We start from the raw sequence: 17420 nt of genomic DNA, 5'->3' as shown, positions 1-17420 counted from the left end.
TCCACTGGACGAACAGCGTGCCGAAAGACGGGTCCAGAGAAGAACGTCGTGACGTCGGCCGTAGCGAACGAAGTCGGTGCGAGGGGCGTCCGGTGGCTAGTCCGCGGGTTCGTCCTCGGGTTCTTCCTCAGCCCCTCCGAAGCGGCGGCCGAACCGGCCGGAGCGGAGACTATCGACGGCGGGGATGACGCCGCTGCGGAAGTACAGGAAGATGATGATCAGCAGCGCGCCGAAGATGGCCGTCCGCCAGTTCGTGAACGTCGACCCGAGCATCTCCTCGATGGCGACGATGATGCCCGCGCCGACGACGGGGCCGAGCGTCGTCCGGAGCCCGCCGACGATGAGGATGATGAGCACGAGCACGTCGACGGTCTGGAACGAGAACGCGCTCGGAAGCACGTAGCCCGCCTCGAGCGCGTAGAACGCCCCGATGACGCCGAAGGTGAACGCGCTCAGGAAGCCGGCGAACACCTTGTAGTGGACGACGTCGACGCCGATGGAAGCGGCCGCGAGTTCGTCCTGCCGGATGGCGTTGAACGCGACGCCGTACCGCGAGTGGACGAGCGCGATGTACCCGACCAGTAGCGCGAGCAACAGCAGGACCATCAGGTAGTAGAGCACGAGCGTCTCGTTGACGCCGACGGTCTCGGCGATGGCGTCCATCGAGAAGTACTGGTAGGAGAACCCGGTCGACCCGCCGGTGTACTCGCGAGCGCCGACCAGCACCTCCGAGATGACGAACTGGAGGTTCAGGGTGAGAATCGAGATTAGCACGACCGTGAACTTCCGTTTCGCGGAAATCCAGCTCACGGAGAGGCCGACGAGTCCCGCGAAGAGTGCGGCGACCGGCAGCGTCAGCCAGGCCGTCACGCCGAGCCAGTCGGTGAGCAGCGCCGTCCCGTACGCGCCGATGCCTGCCAGCCCGCCCATGAACAGGAACAGCTGGTCGGTCTCGCCGAACACGATGTTGAGCGCGACCGCGAGCATCGCGAAGATGACGAAGTGCGCCAGCACGCCCTCGTAGTACGTGCTGCCGAGAACGGGCAACGGGGCGACGACGAGCAGGAGGCCGAGGACCGTGAGGTCCCGCGCGCTGTTCCCCGGGAGCCAGTTCATGAGATCACCTCGGGTTTCGCGACGAGGACAACGATTGCGGTCCCGAACAGGATGATGGTCGCGACGTACGACCCGACGAAGAAGTTCGCGAACTCGTTGACGACGCCGAGGAAGACGCCCGCGGCGACCGCACCAGTCAGACTACGCACGCCGCCGACGATGGAGACGATGAGCGCCAGCACCGTGAACTCGAAGCCCGATGCCACGGAGACGTTCGACCCGATTGCGAACACGAGGCCGGCCAGCCCCGCGACGGTGACGGACAGCACGAAGATGAGCGTCCGGATGCCGCGGGGGTTCACGCCGACCAGTCTCGCGCCGCGCTCGTCCTGGAAGACTGTCCGCGTCGCCTTCCCGATGAACGTCCCGCGCAGGAACGCGAACACGACGCCGATGGCGACGAGGCCGACGGCGATGATGACCAACGAGCCGCCGGTGACGCCGACGCCGCCGAGACTGAACACGCCGGTGTCGACCGGGAGGTTGTACCGGGAGGGGTAGAAGTTGGTCATGGTGCCGTCGATGAAGATGGTCAACCCCAGCGTCGTGAAGATGCCGAGGAGGATTCGTTCCTCGCCCTCGGAGCGGTAGACCAGCGAGAGCAGTGTCCTGTCGACGGCCAGCCCGAGCAGGGCGACGCCGAGCAAGCCGGCGACCATCGCCACTACCAGGCCGAATCCTTGCTCGATCAGCGCGGTCGTGAAGATGACCGCGAGCACGGAGAACGCCCCGATCGCGAGGTTGAGGACGTCTCCGAGCCCGTACACGAGTGTGATCCCGACGCCGAGCAGGGCGAGGAAGACGCCGAACGCCAAGCCGTCCACCGCGACTGCGATTAGCGTGTCAATGGCAACCATAAGCTTGTACCGACGATGCGTGCCAGGAGTTGTATATGTTTTGGGTCATCGCGTCGAACTGTGGTCGAACTGATGAGCGTCTGAGTGGAAATTCAGTGAACGGCTCTCCGGGGTTCGTTACTCGCCTGGCTGGCGGGCCGGCACCGGGTCGGACCGGAAGAGCTCCTCGTAGCTGTAGTTGCCGTCGGAGTAGTACGACGGCGACTCCTTCACCAGGTTACTGTACGCGACGACGGCGTTGTCGAGTTCCCCGGTCTCGGAGTACTGCAGCGGCGCGGCGGACAGCGTGTCGAACTCCATGTCCCGCACCGTGTCGGCCAGAGACGTCGGGTCCGCCTCGCCGGCCTCTTCGATGGCCGCCGCGATGAGCTTCCCAGTCATGTAGCCGTACGCGGTGTGCGTGTTGAACTGTGCGCCCTCCGAGTCGGCGAACGCGCTCGCTGTCTCGGCGAACGCATCCGTGTACGGGTCCGACTGGTGCACGTGAGTGTACGCGTTGAGCGCGTCGTCGCTCAGCACGTTGGACAGCAACTGCGGCGGCGTGCTCGCGCCGGTGACGACGTCCGGGGCGTAGTCCAGTTCGAACAGCTGGTTCGCGATGGTCGCCGACCCCGGCGGATGACCGCTGGCGATCATCATCTCCAGGTCGTCGGGCATCTGGCGGATGTAGGACTTGAAGTCGTCCGCGCCCACTGGCGCGACCTCGACGTTGACGTCGGCGTCGAAGAATTCGTTGATCGCGCTGCGGGCGGACTGGCCCCACGCGTAGTCGCCGACGATGGCGCCGACCTGCGAGTAGTCGGCCGCTTCGAACGCGCTCGCCTGCGCTCGGATGTACGAGGACGCGGGGAGGAGTCCGACGCGGAACACGTGCCTGGTGGATTCTGAGATGACCTCGTCCGCCCCGGACATGTGCAGGAAGTGTGGGACTTCCAGTTCTTCGGCCGTCTGGCCGACCCGGATGCCGACGTCGGAGGAGACGGCGCCGGTCGTGACGACCGCGTTCTCCTGTTCGACCGACCGGCGGAACGCGGAGTCGGCCTCTCCGGGATCGGCGCCGGTGTCGGTCACGTCGAGTTCGAGGTCGCGGTCGAGGACGCCGCCGTCCTCGTTGACCTCGTCGAGCGCGAACCTGAGCCCCGCTCGGTGAACCTGCCCCCACGCAGAGAACGGTCCGGAGATCGGTTCGAGTGCAGCAATCGTTATCGGTCCCGACGAGCCGTCGTCGCCGCCGATACAGCCGGCCAGGAGGCCGAGTGCTGCGCCACTGCCGCTAGCTTTAAGGAATGAGCGCCTGTGCATGTGTTGGCACGGTGCATAATTATACTAAGTTTATTTATACCTGTTGGTGCCACCCCTCCAATCTAGCGTACGTATTTGCGCGCTCAATTTACGGCACGGCGCAGAGGAACAATTGATTCGCGGCAGTGATTTGTAACGGACGTGACTGGTCCGGGCACGTGCTCGGACCGATTACCCGGTTTCCCGGTGGTCGTAGAAGCGCCGGGCTTTGAGTTCGTACCGCGGCAGTTCCGACGGTTCGAGCACGTTCACCGCCACCGTCACACCGACGGCGTCCCTGACCTCCTGCTGGATCTGTCCCGCGAGGTCACCGTACGCCGACTGGTCGACGGACGGGTCCGCCTCGATGCGGATCTCCACCTGGTCGTTGCCGCGCTCGCGGCTGACGTGAATCTCGTAGTGGTTCGACGTGTCGGGCACGCCGGTCACGATTTCTTCGAGCGCACGCGGGTAGACGTTCGTCCCCCGCACGGAGAGCATGTTGTCCGTTCGGTCCAGCACGCCGCCCTTGAAGAACTTCCAGGTGATGTCCGTGTCGAACACCTCCGAGGGGTCCTCGTACACCTCGACGATGTCGTGGGTGCGGTACCGGAGCGTGAGCCCCGGCGCCCCGGGGATGTGCGTCGTAATCACGTGTTCGCCGCGCTGCCCGTTCTCCTCGAGGACCTCCTCCGTGTCGGGGTCGATGACCGTCGAGTAGAAGTACGGCTCACAGGGGTGGACGCCGCCCGAGTCCGTGTCCATCGTCGGGCCGAGGAACGGCGATTCGGACTGCCCGTAGAGGTCGAAGACATCCGCGCCCCAGCCCTCGGAAATCCGGTTCCGGATGGACTCGACGTGCGGGCCCTTCTCCCCCGCGTGCGCCGTGAACCGGACGCTCGTGTCCGAGAGGTCCACGCCCATCTCCTCCGCTCGCTCGAGCATGTGAGTCGCGTACGTCGGCGTCATCACGACGACGTCCGGATCGAAGTCCACGATATCGTTGATTCGTTCCTCGGTCGACAGGCCGGCGCCGCTCCGGACCACCCCACCGAGACGCCTGACGCCCCAGTACGCGCTCCAGAAGCCGGCGAAGGTGCCGAACGGGAACGCGAAGTAGAACCGGTCGTCGGGCCGCATCCCGCAGTTCCAGAACCCGTAGGTCCAGCACTCGCCCATCTTCATCGTCAGGGGGAACGACATCGCCTCCTGGAGCGGGGTGCCGGTCGTGCCGCTGGTCTGGAACCGGTAGAGGTGGTGTTCGGAGCCGGCGGGGTCCCGCCCGGCGAACGGGGAGTTCTCGCTTTCTTCCTGGAGTTCCATGAAGTCCGGCTTGTCGAGAATCGGGACCTTCGTGTTGAAGTCCTCCAGTGACTGGATGTCCGACGGCTTCACGTTCGCGGAGTCGAACAGGTCGCGGTAGAACGGGATGTTCTCGTATGCGTACTCGACGTTCCGCTTGATGCGCCGGAGGTGCAACGCGTCGAGTTCCGCCCGCGGCATCGTCTCCATGTACTCGTTCCAGTGCTTGCTCTTGCGGGCCCGCTCGTTGTACAGCGGCCGATGGGTGTCGCGCATCGGTTACTCCTCCCCGTGGGGGTCGGGGGACAGTTCCGGTGTCGTCGCGTCCTCCGCGCCGAGTTCCCACAGGATACCGTGGCAGTACACGTCGGCCTGGTGGGCGGAGTGTGCGATCGAGGGGATGTCGCACTCGTCGCGGAGTTCCGCGAGCAGTTCACGCACTTCGTTCGTCTTCTCGACGACTTCTTGTTCGTCCATGGCTGTCAGTCGGTACCGAGTAACGCAGTACCAAACTTTATAGCCACTGTATTGTTTCGCCAACCATCATGTTAGAAATCGTGAAACAGCGCGCCGTGGCGGGGGAGACCCGTCACTGACACGCTCGCCCCGTCGCACAGAAACCGCTAGAGAGACGTCGAAATGCCGGTTTCGCTAGGTATGCGGAGCCTGGCTCGACCAACGGCACTAGATTGTGTGTCAGTAGGAACTTCTATATCCGGAAAGGCCGCATTGGGGAATGTTATGCAAGAGCACGTCCCGAGTAACAAGCTCCCGGATGCGGAGTCCGCGCCCGAACTCCTCCACGCGGTCCCGGAAGTCCACTACGAGAAGTCACTGAACGTCGCCACCGAGCTGGTCGACACCCACGTCGAGGACGGCCACGGCGACGACCCGGCCATCCGGTTCGAGGGCGAGGAGATCACGTACGCGGACCTTCAGGAGCGGGTGAATCGATTCGCAAACGCACTCCGGGACCGCGGCGTCGAACCGGGCCACCGCGTGCTGGTTCGGTTCCCGAACCGACCCGAAGCCATCGTCGCCTGCCTCGCCGTCCAGAAACTCGGCGGGGTCGCGCTCCCGTCGATGAAACTTCTCCGCGCGAAGGAACTGGAGTACATCGTGAACGACGCGGGCGCGACGCACGCCGTGGTCTACGACGACCTCCTGGACGAACTCGAAGAAGCGATGCCCGAACTCGACACCCTCGAAACCGTGATCGTCGCGGAACGAGGCGCCGACGTCGACCACGACCACCTCCGGTTCGACGACATGCTGGAAGCCGGCGACCCGGACCTCGAGGCCTACGACACCGAGCGGGACGACCTCGCGTTGATGCTGTACACGAGCGGCACGACGGGCCGGCCGAAGGGCGCGGTCCACACGCACCGGCAGCTCCTGTCGACGGCGGACACGTACGCCCGATACTGCCTGGAGCCCGACCGCGAGGACGTCTTCGGCGGGAATCCGCCGTTGCCGTTCGCGTACGGCTACGGCGACCTCGTCACCTTCCCGCTGCGATTCGGCGCGACGACGAGTCTCGTCGAGGACGCGACGCCCGGCGACCTGCTCGACGCGGTGGACGACCACGGCATCACGATCCTCTGCAGCATCCCGACCGCGTTCAACCAGATGCTGTCCGAACACCCGGACGCCCCCAGCGAGTACGACCTGTCCTCGCTGCGGCTGGGCATGAGCGCGGGCGAACCGCTCTCGCCGAGCACGTTCGAGGCCTTCCAGGACGACTACGGCATGACGATCCTCGACGGCATCGGGACCACGGAGATGCTGCACATCTTCGTCAGCCACCGTCACCACGACGACGTCGACCCGTCAGCGACAGGGTTCGCGGTCCCGGGCTACGAGTGCAAGGTCGTCGACCCGGAGACGAACGAGGAGGTCGACCGCGGCGAAGCCGGACTGCTCGCCGTCCGCGGTCCCACCGGCATCAGCTACTGGGGCCGCCCGGAGAAACAGAACGACGCCGTCGTCGACGGCTGGAGCTATCCGGGCGACATCTTCGTGCACAAACCGAACGGCCGCTTCGAGTACAAGTCCCGCCGCGACGACCTCATCATCTCCTCGGGCTACAACATCCCGGGGCCGGAGGTCGAGAACGTGATCCAGGAACTTGAGGAAGTCACGGAGGTCGCGGTCATCGGGGCGCCCGACGAGACGCGCGGCCAGATCGTGAAAGCGTTCGTCGTCACCCCGGAGGGCGTGGTGACCGGCGAGAGCCTCGAAACGGACATCCAGAACCACGTCAAGAACACGCTCGCGCCGTACAAGTACCCGCGAGCGGTCGAGTTCGTCGACGAACTGCCGCGGACGGAGACGGGCAAGATCCAGCGCGTGAAACTCCGGGAACGCGAGCGGGAACACCAGGCGAACTGAGCGTGGGGCGTCGCCACACCACGAATTTGGTACGTTCCGGAACCCCCACACGACACCAATGTACACGAATTCCAGCACAGAGACAGACGCCGACTCCACACCCAACACGGGGACAGACGCCGTTTGCGAGCCCAGAGTGACCCACGCTTCCCGGACGACAGGCGAGCGATGAACGTCGAACGCGTGGCCGTCGGCACGGGCAGTCCGGAGGGAACCAACAGCGCCTACGTCGTCCCCGAGCGCGGCCTCGTCGTCGACCCCGGCCCACCGGGGGACGACGCATGGGACGACCTGCTGGCGGGTCTGCAGCGGACTACTCTCCCCCTCGAGTCCGTCGAACACGTCGTCGTCACGCACTGGCACGTCGACCACTGCGGTCTCGCACCGCGACTCGCTTCGGCCAGCGACGCGACGATCCACATGCACGAACGCGACGCGCCGTTCGTCGCCACGTACGAGGCCACCCACGAACAGCGGCGGGCCCGCGACCAGGCGACGCTGGAATCCTGGGGTGTCCCAGCGGCCCGAGTAGCGGAGGTCAGCGACTCGGATACGCCCTCCCCGCTCCCCAGCGAGACGCCCGTCGAGGCCCACGCCGGCGGCGATGTCGTCGCGGGCGGCACCGTGCTCCACACGCCGGGCCACACCGAGGGCCACATCGCGCTCTCGTTCGAGGACCACGTCTTCGTCGGGGACACCGTGTTGCCGACGTACACGCCGAACGTCGGCGGCAGCGACACCCGCGCCGAGAATCCGCTCTCGTCCTTCCTGGGGTCCCTCGACCTGCTCGAACGCCACGACGGCGAACTACACCCCGGACACGGGACGTCCCTGGCGGTCCCGGAGCGGTTCGAGGCAATTCGGGAGCATCACCGAGAGCGGCGCCGACGCGTCCGCGAGCAGGTGGAAGCGCTGGACCAGCCGACCCCCTGGGACGTCGCCGTCGAGTTGTTCGGCCAGATGCGAGGCATCCACGTGAAATTCGGGGCGGGCGAAGCCGCGGCCCACCTCGCCGACATGGCAGCGTCCGGTACCGTCGTGCGGGTCGACGAGAACCCAGTTCGGTACGAGTCCCGTGACCCACCGGAATCTACCGCAGCGGAGACCGACTGACGGCTCCTCCCGGTCGGCTTCCGATCCGGCCGGCAAGCCCGCCCCGGCCGACCGACCTGCGGCAATGCTGACGAGTCCCCTGTGAATACTTAGGCCGTCGTCCGCGTCTAGGGGGTATGGGACTCATCGAGAGTGCACTCACTGACGAACACCGGGCGTTCCGGGACCGGGCCGCGGAGTTCGCCGCGGACGTGGTCGAACCCGCTGCCGAACGCATCGAGCGAGACGACGAGTTCCCCCGCGACGTCATCGCGGACGCCGGGGACTGGGGGCTGCTCGGCATCCTGCTGCCGGAGGCGTACGGCGGCGAGGGGTCGGACTTCGTCTCGTACTGTCTCGCCGTCGAACAGATCGCGGCCGCGTCCGGCGCGGTCGCCGAAACGATACAGGGCCACACGTTCGCCGCGCTCCCGATCGCCACCTACGGCACCGACGAACAGAAGGAGACCTACCTCGAGCCGATGGCGCGCGGCGACCAGGTCGGCGCGATGCTGCTGACCGAACCCGGCGCGGGAGCTCCCGAGCGAACTCGCGACCGTCGCCGAGGCGACCGACGACGGCTACCGGCTGACCGGCGAGAAGTCCTTCGGGACGAACGCCGGCGTCGCGGACGTGCAACTCGTCGTCGCGCGCAAGCGCCCCCGACCAGACGAGGGACACGGCGTGAGCGTGTTCCTCGCGCCGTCAGTCGACGACCGCGACGGCTTCGCGTTCGACCGCTCGGAGTTCATGGGAATGCGCGGCCACGTGACCGGCGACTCGTCGTTCGACGACGTGTTCGTCGACGAGTCGGCGCTGCTCGGCGACGTCGGCAGCGGGTTCCGCATCGCGATGGGGACCATCGACATGGCTCGCACTGGACTCGGCGCCATCGGTACCGGCATCGCCACCGCAGCCTTCGAGGACGCGATCGCGTACGCGGGCGACCGCGAGCAGGGCGGCCAGCCGGTCGGCGAATACCAGGCCGTGCAGGTCCTGGTCGCGGAGATGGACGCCCAGTTGGACAGCGCGCGCCACCTCGTGTACGACTCCGCGACGGCAATCGCCGACGGGGAGGGCGACACACGGAAATCGAGCAAGGCGAAGTACGTCGCCAGCGACGCCGCGGAGTTCGTCACCCGGAACGCGATGCAGGTCCACGGCGGCAAGGGGTACCGCACGGACCTGCCCCTGGAGCGGTACTACCGCGACGCGAAGATACTGAGCATCATCGGCGGGACGACGGAGATTCAGAAGACGACGGTCGCCGCCGAAGCGATGGGCCTGTAACGGCCACCGGACTGGCTACTCGCTGGACCGCGGCTGCGGGAGTCAGATGCCGAGGTCCCAGCGCTGCTCGTTCAGCGCGTCGAGTTCGCGTCTCGTCGCGTCCGGAATGCGATAGTCGGTGCCGACTCGTTCGACGACGTCCGCGTGCTCGAGGTGTTCGAGGTGCGCGTACGCCTCTCCGGGGCCGTGGAGCACGTGGATGTCGTGGAGTTCGCCGAACAGCGCCGCGCTGACAGTCCACGGGTCACAGGACCCCTGCTGGCGCAGCACGTCGAGAACGCGCCACGCGCGCTCCTCGTGGTGGTGGATGATTTCCTCGGCCCGCGCCGTCGGGTCCTCGATTGGGTCGCGGTGGCCCGGCCACGCCCGGTCGTAGTCCGCCGCCGCGATGGCCTGGAGCGCACGAATGTACTTCTCGAGCGGGCGGTCGACGCGGACGTCCGCGCCCCCGACGTTCGGCGTGTACTTCGGGAGCAGCGCGTCCCCGGAGAACACCTCGGTGCGGTCCGCCTGGTCGAACTCGAACAGGCACAGGCCCGCGGCGTGCCCGGACGCGTGGACCACCCTGAGCTCCTGGCCGTTGACGAAGAACGTCTCGCCGCCCTCGAACGGCGTGACGTCGGGATGCGTGCCGGACAGGTCCGAGTACGACATCCGGTCGAACAGCGCCGCCTGTTTCGCCTCCGGCATCCCCCACGACGCGAACAGTTCGCGCTGCGTCTGCCACATCGCCTCCCAGGCGGCCTCGTCTCCCGAGACGAGCGGCGCGTCGGCGGCGTGGACGTGGACCGAAGCCCCGCTCTCCGCCTGAATGTCGCCGGCGAGACCGGTGTGGTCGCCGTGCCAGTGCGTCAGCAGAATCCGGTCGACGTCCGACAGTTCCACGTCGAGTTCCGCCAGTTCCGCCTCGAGTTGCTCGCGGGTGGAGGCCATCTGATCGCCCGTATCGATCAGCACGGTCTCCGGCCCGTCCGCGAAGACGTAGGCGTTGTTGTCGCCCTCGAAGGCACTGTTGGAGAGCGAAATCTGGTTCATAGGGGCTCCTCGGCCACCAGCGAATCAAGTCTTTCGGTACCGTCAGAGCGCGTTCGAGCGACGGGCTCCCACGAAGCTCGTCCGGGCGCGCGCTGCACGCAGTCGGCCAGTTCGGACTCGGGCCGCATGTCCAGCCTCGGGACGCTCGACCAGCCGGGGAAACAGCAGTGGACGCACTCGACCGCCGAACAGCCAATTCAGCAGGCCCGAAAGAACAGAATACAGTTATATGTATTTAGTTGGTAATTTGGTCAACCCGGATTCGTTCTGTGAGATTGGGTTGGCCCGCCAGTGTACGACTCAATGACTGCTCTCTGCCCTCATACGGAGATATTGCCCTTCACCTACACGATTCCTGACAAGAAAACCGTAGATTGGGTCAGACTCACCGAGTCGGAGCCGAGGACAGGATGATTCCCCCTACGCACCGCTATTAAACGGCGGTTTCTATACTCACGCCCCTACCCGTCCACGAGTCAGTAGTGGACCCGTTGAGTTATTCTATTATTCGTATGATTCTGACGAAGTACCGGATATATGAATTTTATTCCCCGAAGCGTGCAGTCGGGTTCGCGAGATTACTCGCGACGCCCGCCGTCGTGCATCGCAGCACTGGGTTCGGCACCCGAACCCGTTCGACCCGACTCGACGTCCGCGGCGTCCACGTCGAACGTCGCGAGCAACGACTGCAGCCGCTCGGCCTGCTCGCGAAGCGTCTCGACGTTGGCGCTCACCTGCGACATCGACGACGCCTGCTGGTCTGCCGCAGCGGACGCCTTGTCGGTCTCTCCGGCAGTCGTCTGACTGATGTCGGCGACCTCCTCGACCATCGACACCGCCTCCTCGGTGCTCGCGGCCTGGTCGTCAGTCGTGGCGCTGATCTCCTGGACGCCCGTGTCCGTCTCCTCGGTGTTCTGCGCCACCTGCGTGAACGCCTCGAGGACGTCCTCCACAGCCCCGATTCCCTCCTGCATCGACTGCTCTGCCGCCCGCGCCTCCTCGACCGTCGTCTCGGTCTGAGACTGCGTCTCGTCGATGAGGCCCTCGATGTCGTTCGCGGACTCCTGGGTCTCCTTCGCCAGCTGTTTGACCTCGTCAGCGACGACGGCGAACCCATCACCACTCACGCCGCCGCTCCCGCTCCCGGCGCGAGCCGCCTCGATGTTCGCGTTCAACGCCAGCATGTTCGTCTGCTCGGCGACGTCCCCGATGAGTTCCACAATCTCGCCGATCTCGACCATCTGTTCGTCCAGTGACTCGACGTTCGTCACGGTGGAATCGATCGCCTCCTGGGCCGCGCGCGTCTTCTGGATTGCCTGCTCTGCGGTCGCTTCGCCGGCCTCCGCGACCTGCGCCGTCTCGTGAGACCGGTCCGCGACGGATTCTGCCGACGCAGCCACTTCCTCCACCGTCGCGGCGAGGTCAGTCATCTCACCGGAGACGCTTTCGAGCATCTCCCGCTGGTCGTTCGCCCCGCTGGCGATCTCCCGGATAGACTCGCTCATCTCCTCGCTGGCCTGCTGGGCGTCCCCCGCGCCGGCACTCGCCTCCTCGCTTGCGGTCGCGACACGGTCCGCGAACGACTGGATTTCCAGCATCGCGGACTCCGTCTCCTCCATCATCTCGTTGAACGACGCCGCAATCTGGGCCATCGCCCGGCTCTCGGTGTCGTCGTCCAACCGGACGCCGAGTTCGCCGTCGGCAGCCCGCGCCATTGCGGCGCTGTACGTGTCCGCCTGCGCCTCCAGGTCCTCGTACAACTGCTGGACCTCCGCCTGGCGGGCTTCCGCTTCGGCTTCCGCCTCCTCGGCCTGCGCCCGCGCACGCTCCAGTTCCGCCTGTTTCTCCTCGAGGTCCTGGACCTCCTCGGTCTTCGCCCGCGCCTCCGCCAGCTGGGCTCGTGCCTCCTCGCGGGAGCGCTCGGTCGACGACCAATGCGACATCAGCGCGGCCGACAGCAGTAACACGAATCCGGCGTGGATGAACGACCACGCCCAGGGGTTGTTGATGCCCGCGGTGTGGTTGTAGACGCGGCTCGGGTCGATCATCCCGAAGTAGCCGTGCTGGACGCCGACGTATGCGATGCCGAGCAGGAACGGCAGCCAGTCCTCGTAGACGGCGACCACCGCCATCACGACGAAGAAGTGGAAGTGGGCTTCGATGTACCCGCCGGAGAAGTGAACGAGGAACGCCGAGGTCGTCGCCAACCCCAGGGTCGCCAGCGCTGTCCGCGTGCGCCGTCCGAACCACCCGAAACTCGCGAGGGCCGCGAGCGCGACGACGACGCCGACCTCTATGAGAACAGTCGTCAGCGGGATTGCGGGAATCGTCGCGCCCGTGACCGCGGACTCCGTCCCCTCGTAGGTTCCCAGCACCAGGAGAATCGGCACGTGGGCCAGCAGGAAGACGAGGACGTTCCGGTGTCTGCTGCGCCACGTCTCGTCGGGAATCGTGTCGCCGCTCGGCGTGTACTTGATGACGTCCTGCAGCGCGCGTTCCCACCGCCGGACCAGTGACGGATTCGTCCGCGCGGGCCCAGTTGTTTCTGTCATACCGGTCAGGCTTCGGTCCTCACTGATAAACGCTCGCCTCGAAGTATCACGCGCTATAATTTCTGCTCGAGAACCCCTGAGCCGCCAGCACGCGGCGCTGTCGAACCGGTCCACTATCGGACCGGGTGCTATCAGACTGCACAAACCTACTGAGCGCGCGACCGTACTGCGTCACGACGCGGCGGCTCCCACCCGCACTACTTCATCTGGTTTTGCGCCCGCCGCAGCAGTCCGCGAATCGTGTTGATCTCCCGGCCAGTCGGGTGCGTGCGGCCCACCATCCGCCTGAGCATCCGCATCGTCTTGTCGCGCTTCTCCGCGGGGTAGTCGACGTCCACAAGGAACTGCTCGGCGTGGTCGTAGAACCCCTCGATGGCTTCCTCCTCGGCGCGGTGGACCTCGACATCCGGCAGTTGCGTCTCGTCCATCGCGAGGTCCCGGAGTTCGTAGAGCGCGACGGTTGCGGCCTGCCCGAGGTTCAGGACGGGGTAGTCGTGGCTCGCGGGAATCGCCGCGACCTCGTCGATGCGCGCGAGTTCGTCGTTCGTCAGGCCGACGCGCTCGCGGCCGAACACGAGCGCGGTGTCGGTGTCGACGTCCGCGAGGCTGTCGGCGAGTTCCGCGGGCGTCCGGAACGGGAAGCGGACGTGGCTGGTCGCGTCCTGGTTCGTGACCGCCGTGAAGCCGACCGTGTGGAACTCGTCGGCGAGTTCGTCGAACGTGAGTTCCCGCGCGTTCGGCAGCACGTCCTCGCGGGCGTGCCCCGCGAACCCGTAGGCTTCCGAGTCCCGGCCGAGGTACGGCGGATCCACGAGCAGCAGGTCCTCGAAGCCGAAGTTCTTCATCGCGCGAGCGATCGTGCCGACGTTCCCGGACGTCTCGGCGTCCACGACGGCGACGGCTGGCTTACTCATCGCCAGTCGGGTAGTCGGCCTCCAGGTCGAGGTCGTCCTCGTCGACGCCCTCCACCGGCTCGCGGAGGTTCACGCGCGCCTGCTCGTCCTCCGGCACTTCGACGTTGAAGATTTCGGGGTCCGGAACGTCCGGGTCCGGGGTGTTCTCGGGGTCCGTGGCGACGTGCTCGGGGCCGTCGTACCAGTCCGGCGCGCGGCCGCCGTCCGCGAACCACTCCCGGAACGCCTCCTGAAGTGCTTCCGTGCCTCGGTGCTGGTCGCCGTCTCCCTCCAGGAACCAGTAGTAGAAGTCGCGTTCGTGTTCGTCGCACAGCAACACCTCGGCTCGGGGTTCGCCGTAGACCGCGGCTGGCGTGTTCCGCTCGTCCGGGTCGTCCCCGTGAGCGAGATAGCACGCGTCGCAGGGGCGGTCCATCAGCGCCGGCAGGCGACGGAGGCGCGCGCTCGCGTCGTCGCTCATCTCCTCGAACGTCCGGTAGTCCCCGTGCTCGTCGAAGACGTCGTCCTCCTCGAAGCGCCACCCCCGGAAGCCGATGCTCACCTTCGTCATTGTCGAGGGCTACGCGGGCAACGCACAAAAGTCGCCTGAAGGCGCGCTCCGGTTCGCGGGGACCGCGACGGCAGCAGGGAACCCCGGAACCGATTCGCCTATGGGCGGTCGGCCCCCCGATGCAGGCATGCAGACGGTCGACGCCGCCGGCCTCCAGATCGGGGACGGGCACCCACCCCGCATCATGGGCGTGTTGAACGTCTCGACCGAATCGCCGTACGACCCCAGCGTCTTCGACGACCCCGAGGACGCAGCAGCGTACGTCGAGGACGAACTGATCGGTGAAGGCGCGGACATCGTCGACGTCGGCCTCGAGTCCGCGAACAAGCGCCTCGAGGTCCTGTCCGCCGAGCAGGAACTGGACCGCCTCGACACCGCCATCGAGGCCGTCGAGCGCGTCGACGGCGACGCCGTGTTCTCCATCGAGACGCGGTACAGCGAGGTCGCCGACGAAGCGCTCTCGCGGGGGTTCGACATGGTCAACGATATCTGTGGGTTCGCGGACCCGGAGATGCCGGCGGTCTGCGAGGCTCACGACGTCGCCGTCGCGAAGATGGCGAGTCCGCCGGACCTCGAGCGCCCGGGGGCGGTCGAGACCGTCGATGACATCTACGAGGCGTTGACGCTGAACGGGTTCACTGACAAGACCATCGTGGACCCGGCGTTCGGCGGGTGGAGCGAAGCGAAGTCGCTCGCAGACGACCGCGAGACGTTCGACCGCCTGCGGGAGTTCCGCGGGCACGGACACCCGATTCTGGTCTCGATCAACCGGAAGAACTTCCTCCGGGAGGTTGCGGGGCGTTCGACCGAGGAAGCGCTCCCCGCGTCGCTGGCGGCGACGTCGATGGCGGTGGAGCGCGGCGCGCACGTCGTCAGAACCCACGACGTCGCTGAGACGAGAGACGCTGCACTCGTCGGGTACGAGTTCCGGCGTGACCGACTGCGCGAGGGCAGTATCGAGGAACTCGACGTGACGACAGTCCGGGAGGCACAGCGCCACGTCGACAGACTCGCTCCGGCCAGCGAGACTGCCGGCGCCGACCGCCTCGAACAGGCGGCAGCGGGGCACGCGACGGGCCCGCGCGTACGAGGTGGCGGGGCTCACTGCGGCGGACCGCGAGGCGCTCACGGGGGAGGGTATCGCCGTGGTTGGCGACGACCCGGCCTTCGTCGCCGGTAGCGTCGAAGCGCTCCAGACGGCAGCGAGAGCCCTCGAGTCGCGGGACGGAGCGCTCGGCGAACTCGTCGCGTCATGGTCACAACCCGGGAACTAACGGGAAAACTTATACCGACGGCCACTCAAGCCGCTGATGGAAGCCGGACCCCCGTCGGGTAGGGGTACTTTGCGGGGCGTCCCGGCTCGGACCACGGATTCCTATTTATTCACGTCTGGTAGCCACAGCTATGGACTACGACGACTGGGAGCCCGTCTACGAGGCGATTCTGGCTGACTTCGGGTTCGACCGGGCCGCCGACGAGCGGGCGCGAGACGCCCTCGCAGCGCACGTCGAGCCGTTCGACCTGTCGAGACTGGACTGCTCGGGCCAGCGGGTCGCGATTGCCGGCGGGGCGCCTCGTCTCGCCGACGAGACGGACCTGGCAGCAACGGCGGACCGCGTGTTCGCCGCCTCCACGGCCGTCGACGTGCTCGCCGACGCGGGCGTGGACGTGGACTTGATGGTGACGGACCTGGACAAGAACCCCTCGACTGTCCGACAGCTCACCGAAGATGGGGTTCCGGTTGCGGCGCACGCCCACGGCGACAACGTCCCGGCCGTCCGCGAACACGTACCCACGTTCGATTCGGCCCACGTCCTCGGGACGACGCAGGCGGCACCTGTCGACGCAGTCCACAACTTCGGCGGCTTCACGGACGGCGACCGGGCAGCGTTCCTCGCCGACCACTTCGGAGCAGCCGACCTCGTGTTCCCCGGCTGGGACTTCGACGACGCCAGCGTCGGCGACGAGAAAGCGAAGAAACTGGCGTGGGCCGAACGCCTGCTCTACTGGCTGGAACGTCGTCGCGGCGACCAGTTCGACGTCCTCGACGGACGACGCGACGACATCGAAGCAGTCACCCCGCGGTGACCTGCGACGGCCAGGTTGGTCACCCGCCGATGATGACCGAGGCGTCGTTCTGCACGCCGATGGAGAGCGTTTCCGGGTCCTCACTGAACTCGTGGACCGACTCCGTAGTCGCGCCGTCGACGGTGACCGCGACGGTGTACTCGCCGCTCCCCTCGAAGGTGGGGAAGTCGTTGTTCGTGTTCTCGTCGACGGTTTCCTGCTCACTGTAGACGACGTCGCCGTCGTCGAGCACTTCCACGGTCACGTCGTGTGACTGTTCGTCGTTGTTGACGAGGAGGAGTTCCGTCTCTGTACTCCCCAGAATCCCGCTACATCCCGCCGCCGCGACGAGCGCGGCGACCAGCACTGCCAGCACAACCTGTCTGCGTCGACTGGGCATACTCGCACGAGACCGAGGGGACGGAAAGCTTCAGGGATACGTCAAATGCGCGCTGTGGTCTGCCCCGGTCCGGCACTGCAGTCAGACGTTACGGCTCCAGCACGACTTTGCCGGTAGTCTCACGGTCCTCCAGCGCGCGGTGGGCGTCGGCGGCGTCGGCGAGGTCGAACGTCTGCCCGACGACGACCTCGAGGTCGCCCGCGGCGAGCATTCTCGAGAGCTCCGGGACCGCCTGGTAGACGCGTTCGGGGTCGCGCTGCATCGCGCGCCCCAGGTGGAATCCCTCCACGGACTTGTTCCCGAACAGCAGCGTCGCCGTGTCCGCGGTGCCGGGTTCTCCGGACGCCGCGCCGTAGGCGACCACGCGCCCGAAGTGGCTGAGCGCGTCGACGCTACGACTGAAGGTTTCGCCCCCGACGCCGTCCAGCACGAGGTCGACGCCCTCGCCGTCCGTGCGGTCGTCGACGACGTCGGCGAAGTCCGCGTCCGTGTAGTTGATGGGGTGGTCGCAGCCGAGGCGGTCCGCGAGGTCGAGTTTCTCGGCGGTGCTGGCGGTGCCGAACACCTCGGCGC

15 protein-coding genes and 2 pseudogenes are annotated in these 17420 nt (G+C 66.7%); 6 read left to right on the top strand and 11 right to left on the bottom strand.

Features of this window, described 5'->3' with window-relative positions; genetic code table 11:
• Positions 1-96: 96 nt before the first annotated feature.
• The 5 genes from GRX66_RS01500 to GRX66_RS01480 all read right to left on the bottom strand — a co-directional run bounded on the left by GRX66_RS01500 (position 97) and on the right by GRX66_RS01480 (position 5033).
• Positions 97-1116 carry a branched-chain amino acid ABC transporter permease gene (locus GRX66_RS01500; protein ID WP_159524934.1) on the bottom strand — a complete coding sequence of 340 codons (1020 nt, stop codon included), beginning with the start codon at positions 1114-1116 and terminating at the stop codon, positions 97-99.
• The gene (locus GRX66_RS01495) at positions 1113-1973 is read right to left on the bottom strand and encodes a branched-chain amino acid ABC transporter permease (protein WP_159524933.1); all 861 of its coding nucleotides are present in this window, start codon (positions 1971-1973) and stop codon (positions 1113-1115) included. The genes GRX66_RS01500 and GRX66_RS01495 overlap by 4 nt, the downstream gene beginning before the upstream one ends.
• A gap of 117 nt (positions 1974-2090) precedes the next feature.
• The gene (locus GRX66_RS01490; protein WP_159524932.1) at positions 2091-3275 is read right to left on the bottom strand and encodes a substrate-binding domain-containing protein; all 1185 of its coding nucleotides are present in this window, start codon (positions 3273-3275) and stop codon (positions 2091-2093) included.
• A 171-nt stretch (positions 3276-3446) separates the two neighbouring features.
• Positions 3447-4832, bottom strand: coding sequence for a phenylacetate--CoA ligase family protein (locus GRX66_RS01485; RefSeq protein WP_159524931.1), 1386 nt, complete (start codon positions 4830-4832; stop codon positions 3447-3449).
• Positions 4833-4835: 3 nt separating this feature from the next.
• Positions 4836-5033 (bottom strand): hypothetical protein, encoded by a 198-nt coding sequence (locus tag GRX66_RS01480; protein WP_159524930.1) that lies wholly within the window; start codon positions 5031-5033, stop codon positions 4836-4838.
• A gap of 264 nt (positions 5034-5297) precedes the next feature.
• Here GRX66_RS01480 and GRX66_RS01475 point away from each other — a divergent pair, with 264 nt between their 5' ends.
• The 4 genes and pseudogenes from GRX66_RS01475 to GRX66_RS19715 all read left to right on the top strand — a co-directional run bounded on the left by GRX66_RS01475 (position 5298) and on the right by GRX66_RS19715 (position 9329).
• Complete coding sequence (locus tag GRX66_RS01475) at positions 5298-6947, top strand: acyl-CoA synthetase (RefSeq protein ID WP_159524929.1); 1650 nt, start codon at positions 5298-5300, stop codon at positions 6945-6947.
• Between the two features lie 168 nt (positions 6948-7115).
• Positions 7116-8060: an MBL fold metallo-hydrolase gene (locus tag GRX66_RS01470; protein ID WP_159524928.1), complete on the top strand. Its 945-nt coding sequence runs from the start codon at positions 7116-7118 to the stop codon at positions 8058-8060.
• 116 nt (positions 8061-8176) lie between these two features.
• Positions 8177-8476, top strand: a pseudogene (locus GRX66_RS19720) (acyl-CoA dehydrogenase family protein); the annotation flags it as partial.
• Positions 8477-8627: 151 nt separating this feature from the next.
• Complete coding sequence (locus GRX66_RS19715; protein ID WP_233745233.1) at positions 8628-9329, top strand: acyl-CoA dehydrogenase family protein; 702 nt, start codon at positions 8628-8630, stop codon at positions 9327-9329.
• Between the two features lie 42 nt (positions 9330-9371).
• Here the strand turns inward: GRX66_RS19715 and GRX66_RS01460 are convergent, their stop codons facing one another.
• The 4 genes from GRX66_RS01460 to GRX66_RS01445 form a co-directional block, all read right to left on the bottom strand.
• Positions 9372-10364 carry an MBL fold metallo-hydrolase gene (locus GRX66_RS01460; RefSeq protein WP_159524927.1) on the bottom strand — a complete coding sequence of 331 codons (993 nt, stop codon included), beginning with the start codon at positions 10362-10364 and terminating at the stop codon, positions 9372-9374.
• 578 nt (positions 10365-10942) lie between these two features.
• Complete coding sequence (locus GRX66_RS01455; RefSeq protein WP_159524926.1) at positions 10943-12916, bottom strand: methyl-accepting chemotaxis protein; 1974 nt, start codon at positions 12914-12916, stop codon at positions 10943-10945.
• Between the two features lie 197 nt (positions 12917-13113).
• Positions 13114-13830, bottom strand: a complete 717-nt coding sequence (locus GRX66_RS01450) for an RNA methyltransferase (RefSeq protein ID WP_159524925.1) — start codon at positions 13828-13830, stop codon at positions 13114-13116.
• Positions 13823-14380 (bottom strand): hypothetical protein, encoded by a 558-nt coding sequence (locus tag GRX66_RS01445; RefSeq protein WP_159524924.1) that lies wholly within the window; start codon positions 14378-14380, stop codon positions 13823-13825. The genes GRX66_RS01450 and GRX66_RS01445 overlap by 8 nt, the downstream gene beginning before the upstream one ends.
• 127 nt (positions 14381-14507) lie before the next feature.
• Here GRX66_RS01445 and GRX66_RS01440 point away from each other — a divergent pair.
• Both GRX66_RS01440 and GRX66_RS01435 read left to right on the top strand, forming a co-directional pair.
• A pseudogene (locus GRX66_RS01440) lies at positions 14508-15654 on the top strand (dihydropteroate synthase).
• 130 nt (positions 15655-15784) lie between these two features.
• On the top strand, positions 15785-16468 hold the full coding sequence (locus tag GRX66_RS01435) for a 6-hydroxymethylpterin diphosphokinase MptE-like protein (RefSeq protein WP_159524923.1): 684 nt from the start codon (positions 15785-15787) through the stop codon (positions 16466-16468).
• Between the two features lie 19 nt (positions 16469-16487).
• On the opposite strand, the gene GRX66_RS01430 is transcribed toward GRX66_RS01435, so the two are convergent.
• Positions 16488-16847 carry a hypothetical protein gene (locus GRX66_RS01430; protein ID WP_159524922.1) on the bottom strand — a complete coding sequence of 120 codons (360 nt, stop codon included), beginning with the start codon at positions 16845-16847 and terminating at the stop codon, positions 16488-16490.
• 88 nt (positions 16848-16935) lie between these two features.
• Positions 16936-17420 (bottom strand): quinone oxidoreductase family protein (locus GRX66_RS01425; protein WP_159524921.1); only part of this gene is annotated, 485 nt, incomplete at its 5' end.

Source organism: Halobacterium bonnevillei (genome assembly GCF_009831555.1).
Lineage (GTDB): Archaea > Halobacteriota > Halobacteria > Halobacteriales > Halobacteriaceae > Halobacterium > Halobacterium bonnevillei.
This window is presented reverse-complemented; position numbering and strand designations above follow the sequence as displayed.

Coding starts and splice junctions, on each gene's coding strand:
- GRX66_RS01500 (WP_159524934.1), bottom strand. CDS start 1,116: ATGAACTGGCTCCCGGGGAACAGCGCGCGGGACCTCACGGTCCTCGGC.
- GRX66_RS01495 (WP_159524933.1), bottom strand. CDS start 1,973: ATGGTTGCCATTGACACGCTAATCGCAGTCGCGGTGGACGGCTTGGCG.
- GRX66_RS01490 (WP_159524932.1), bottom strand. CDS start 3,275: ATGCACAGGCGCTCATTCCTTAAAGCTAGCGGCAGTGGCGCAGCACTC.
- GRX66_RS01485 (WP_159524931.1), bottom strand. CDS start 4,832: ATGCGCGACACCCATCGGCCGCTGTACAACGAGCGGGCCCGCAAGAGC.
- GRX66_RS01480 (WP_159524930.1), bottom strand. CDS start 5,033: ATGGACGAACAAGAAGTCGTCGAGAAGACGAACGAAGTGCGTGAACTG.
- GRX66_RS01475 (WP_159524929.1), top strand. CDS start 5,298: ATGCAAGAGCACGTCCCGAGTAACAAGCTCCCGGATGCGGAGTCCGCG.
- GRX66_RS01470 (WP_159524928.1), top strand. CDS start 7,116: ATGAACGTCGAACGCGTGGCCGTCGGCACGGGCAGTCCGGAGGGAACC.
- GRX66_RS01460 (WP_159524927.1), bottom strand. CDS start 10,364: ATGAACCAGATTTCGCTCTCCAACAGTGCCTTCGAGGGCGACAACAAC.
- GRX66_RS01455 (WP_159524926.1), bottom strand. CDS start 12,916: ATGACAGAAACAACTGGGCCCGCGCGGACGAATCCGTCACTGGTCCGG.
- GRX66_RS01450 (WP_159524925.1), bottom strand. CDS start 13,830: ATGAGTAAGCCAGCCGTCGCCGTCGTGGACGCCGAGACGTCCGGGAAC.
- GRX66_RS01445 (WP_159524924.1), bottom strand. CDS start 14,380: ATGACGAAGGTGAGCATCGGCTTCCGGGGGTGGCGCTTCGAGGAGGAC.
- GRX66_RS01435 (WP_159524923.1), top strand. CDS start 15,785: ATGGACTACGACGACTGGGAGCCCGTCTACGAGGCGATTCTGGCTGAC.
- GRX66_RS01430 (WP_159524922.1), bottom strand. CDS start 16,847: ATGCCCAGTCGACGCAGACAGGTTGTGCTGGCAGTGCTGGTCGCCGCG.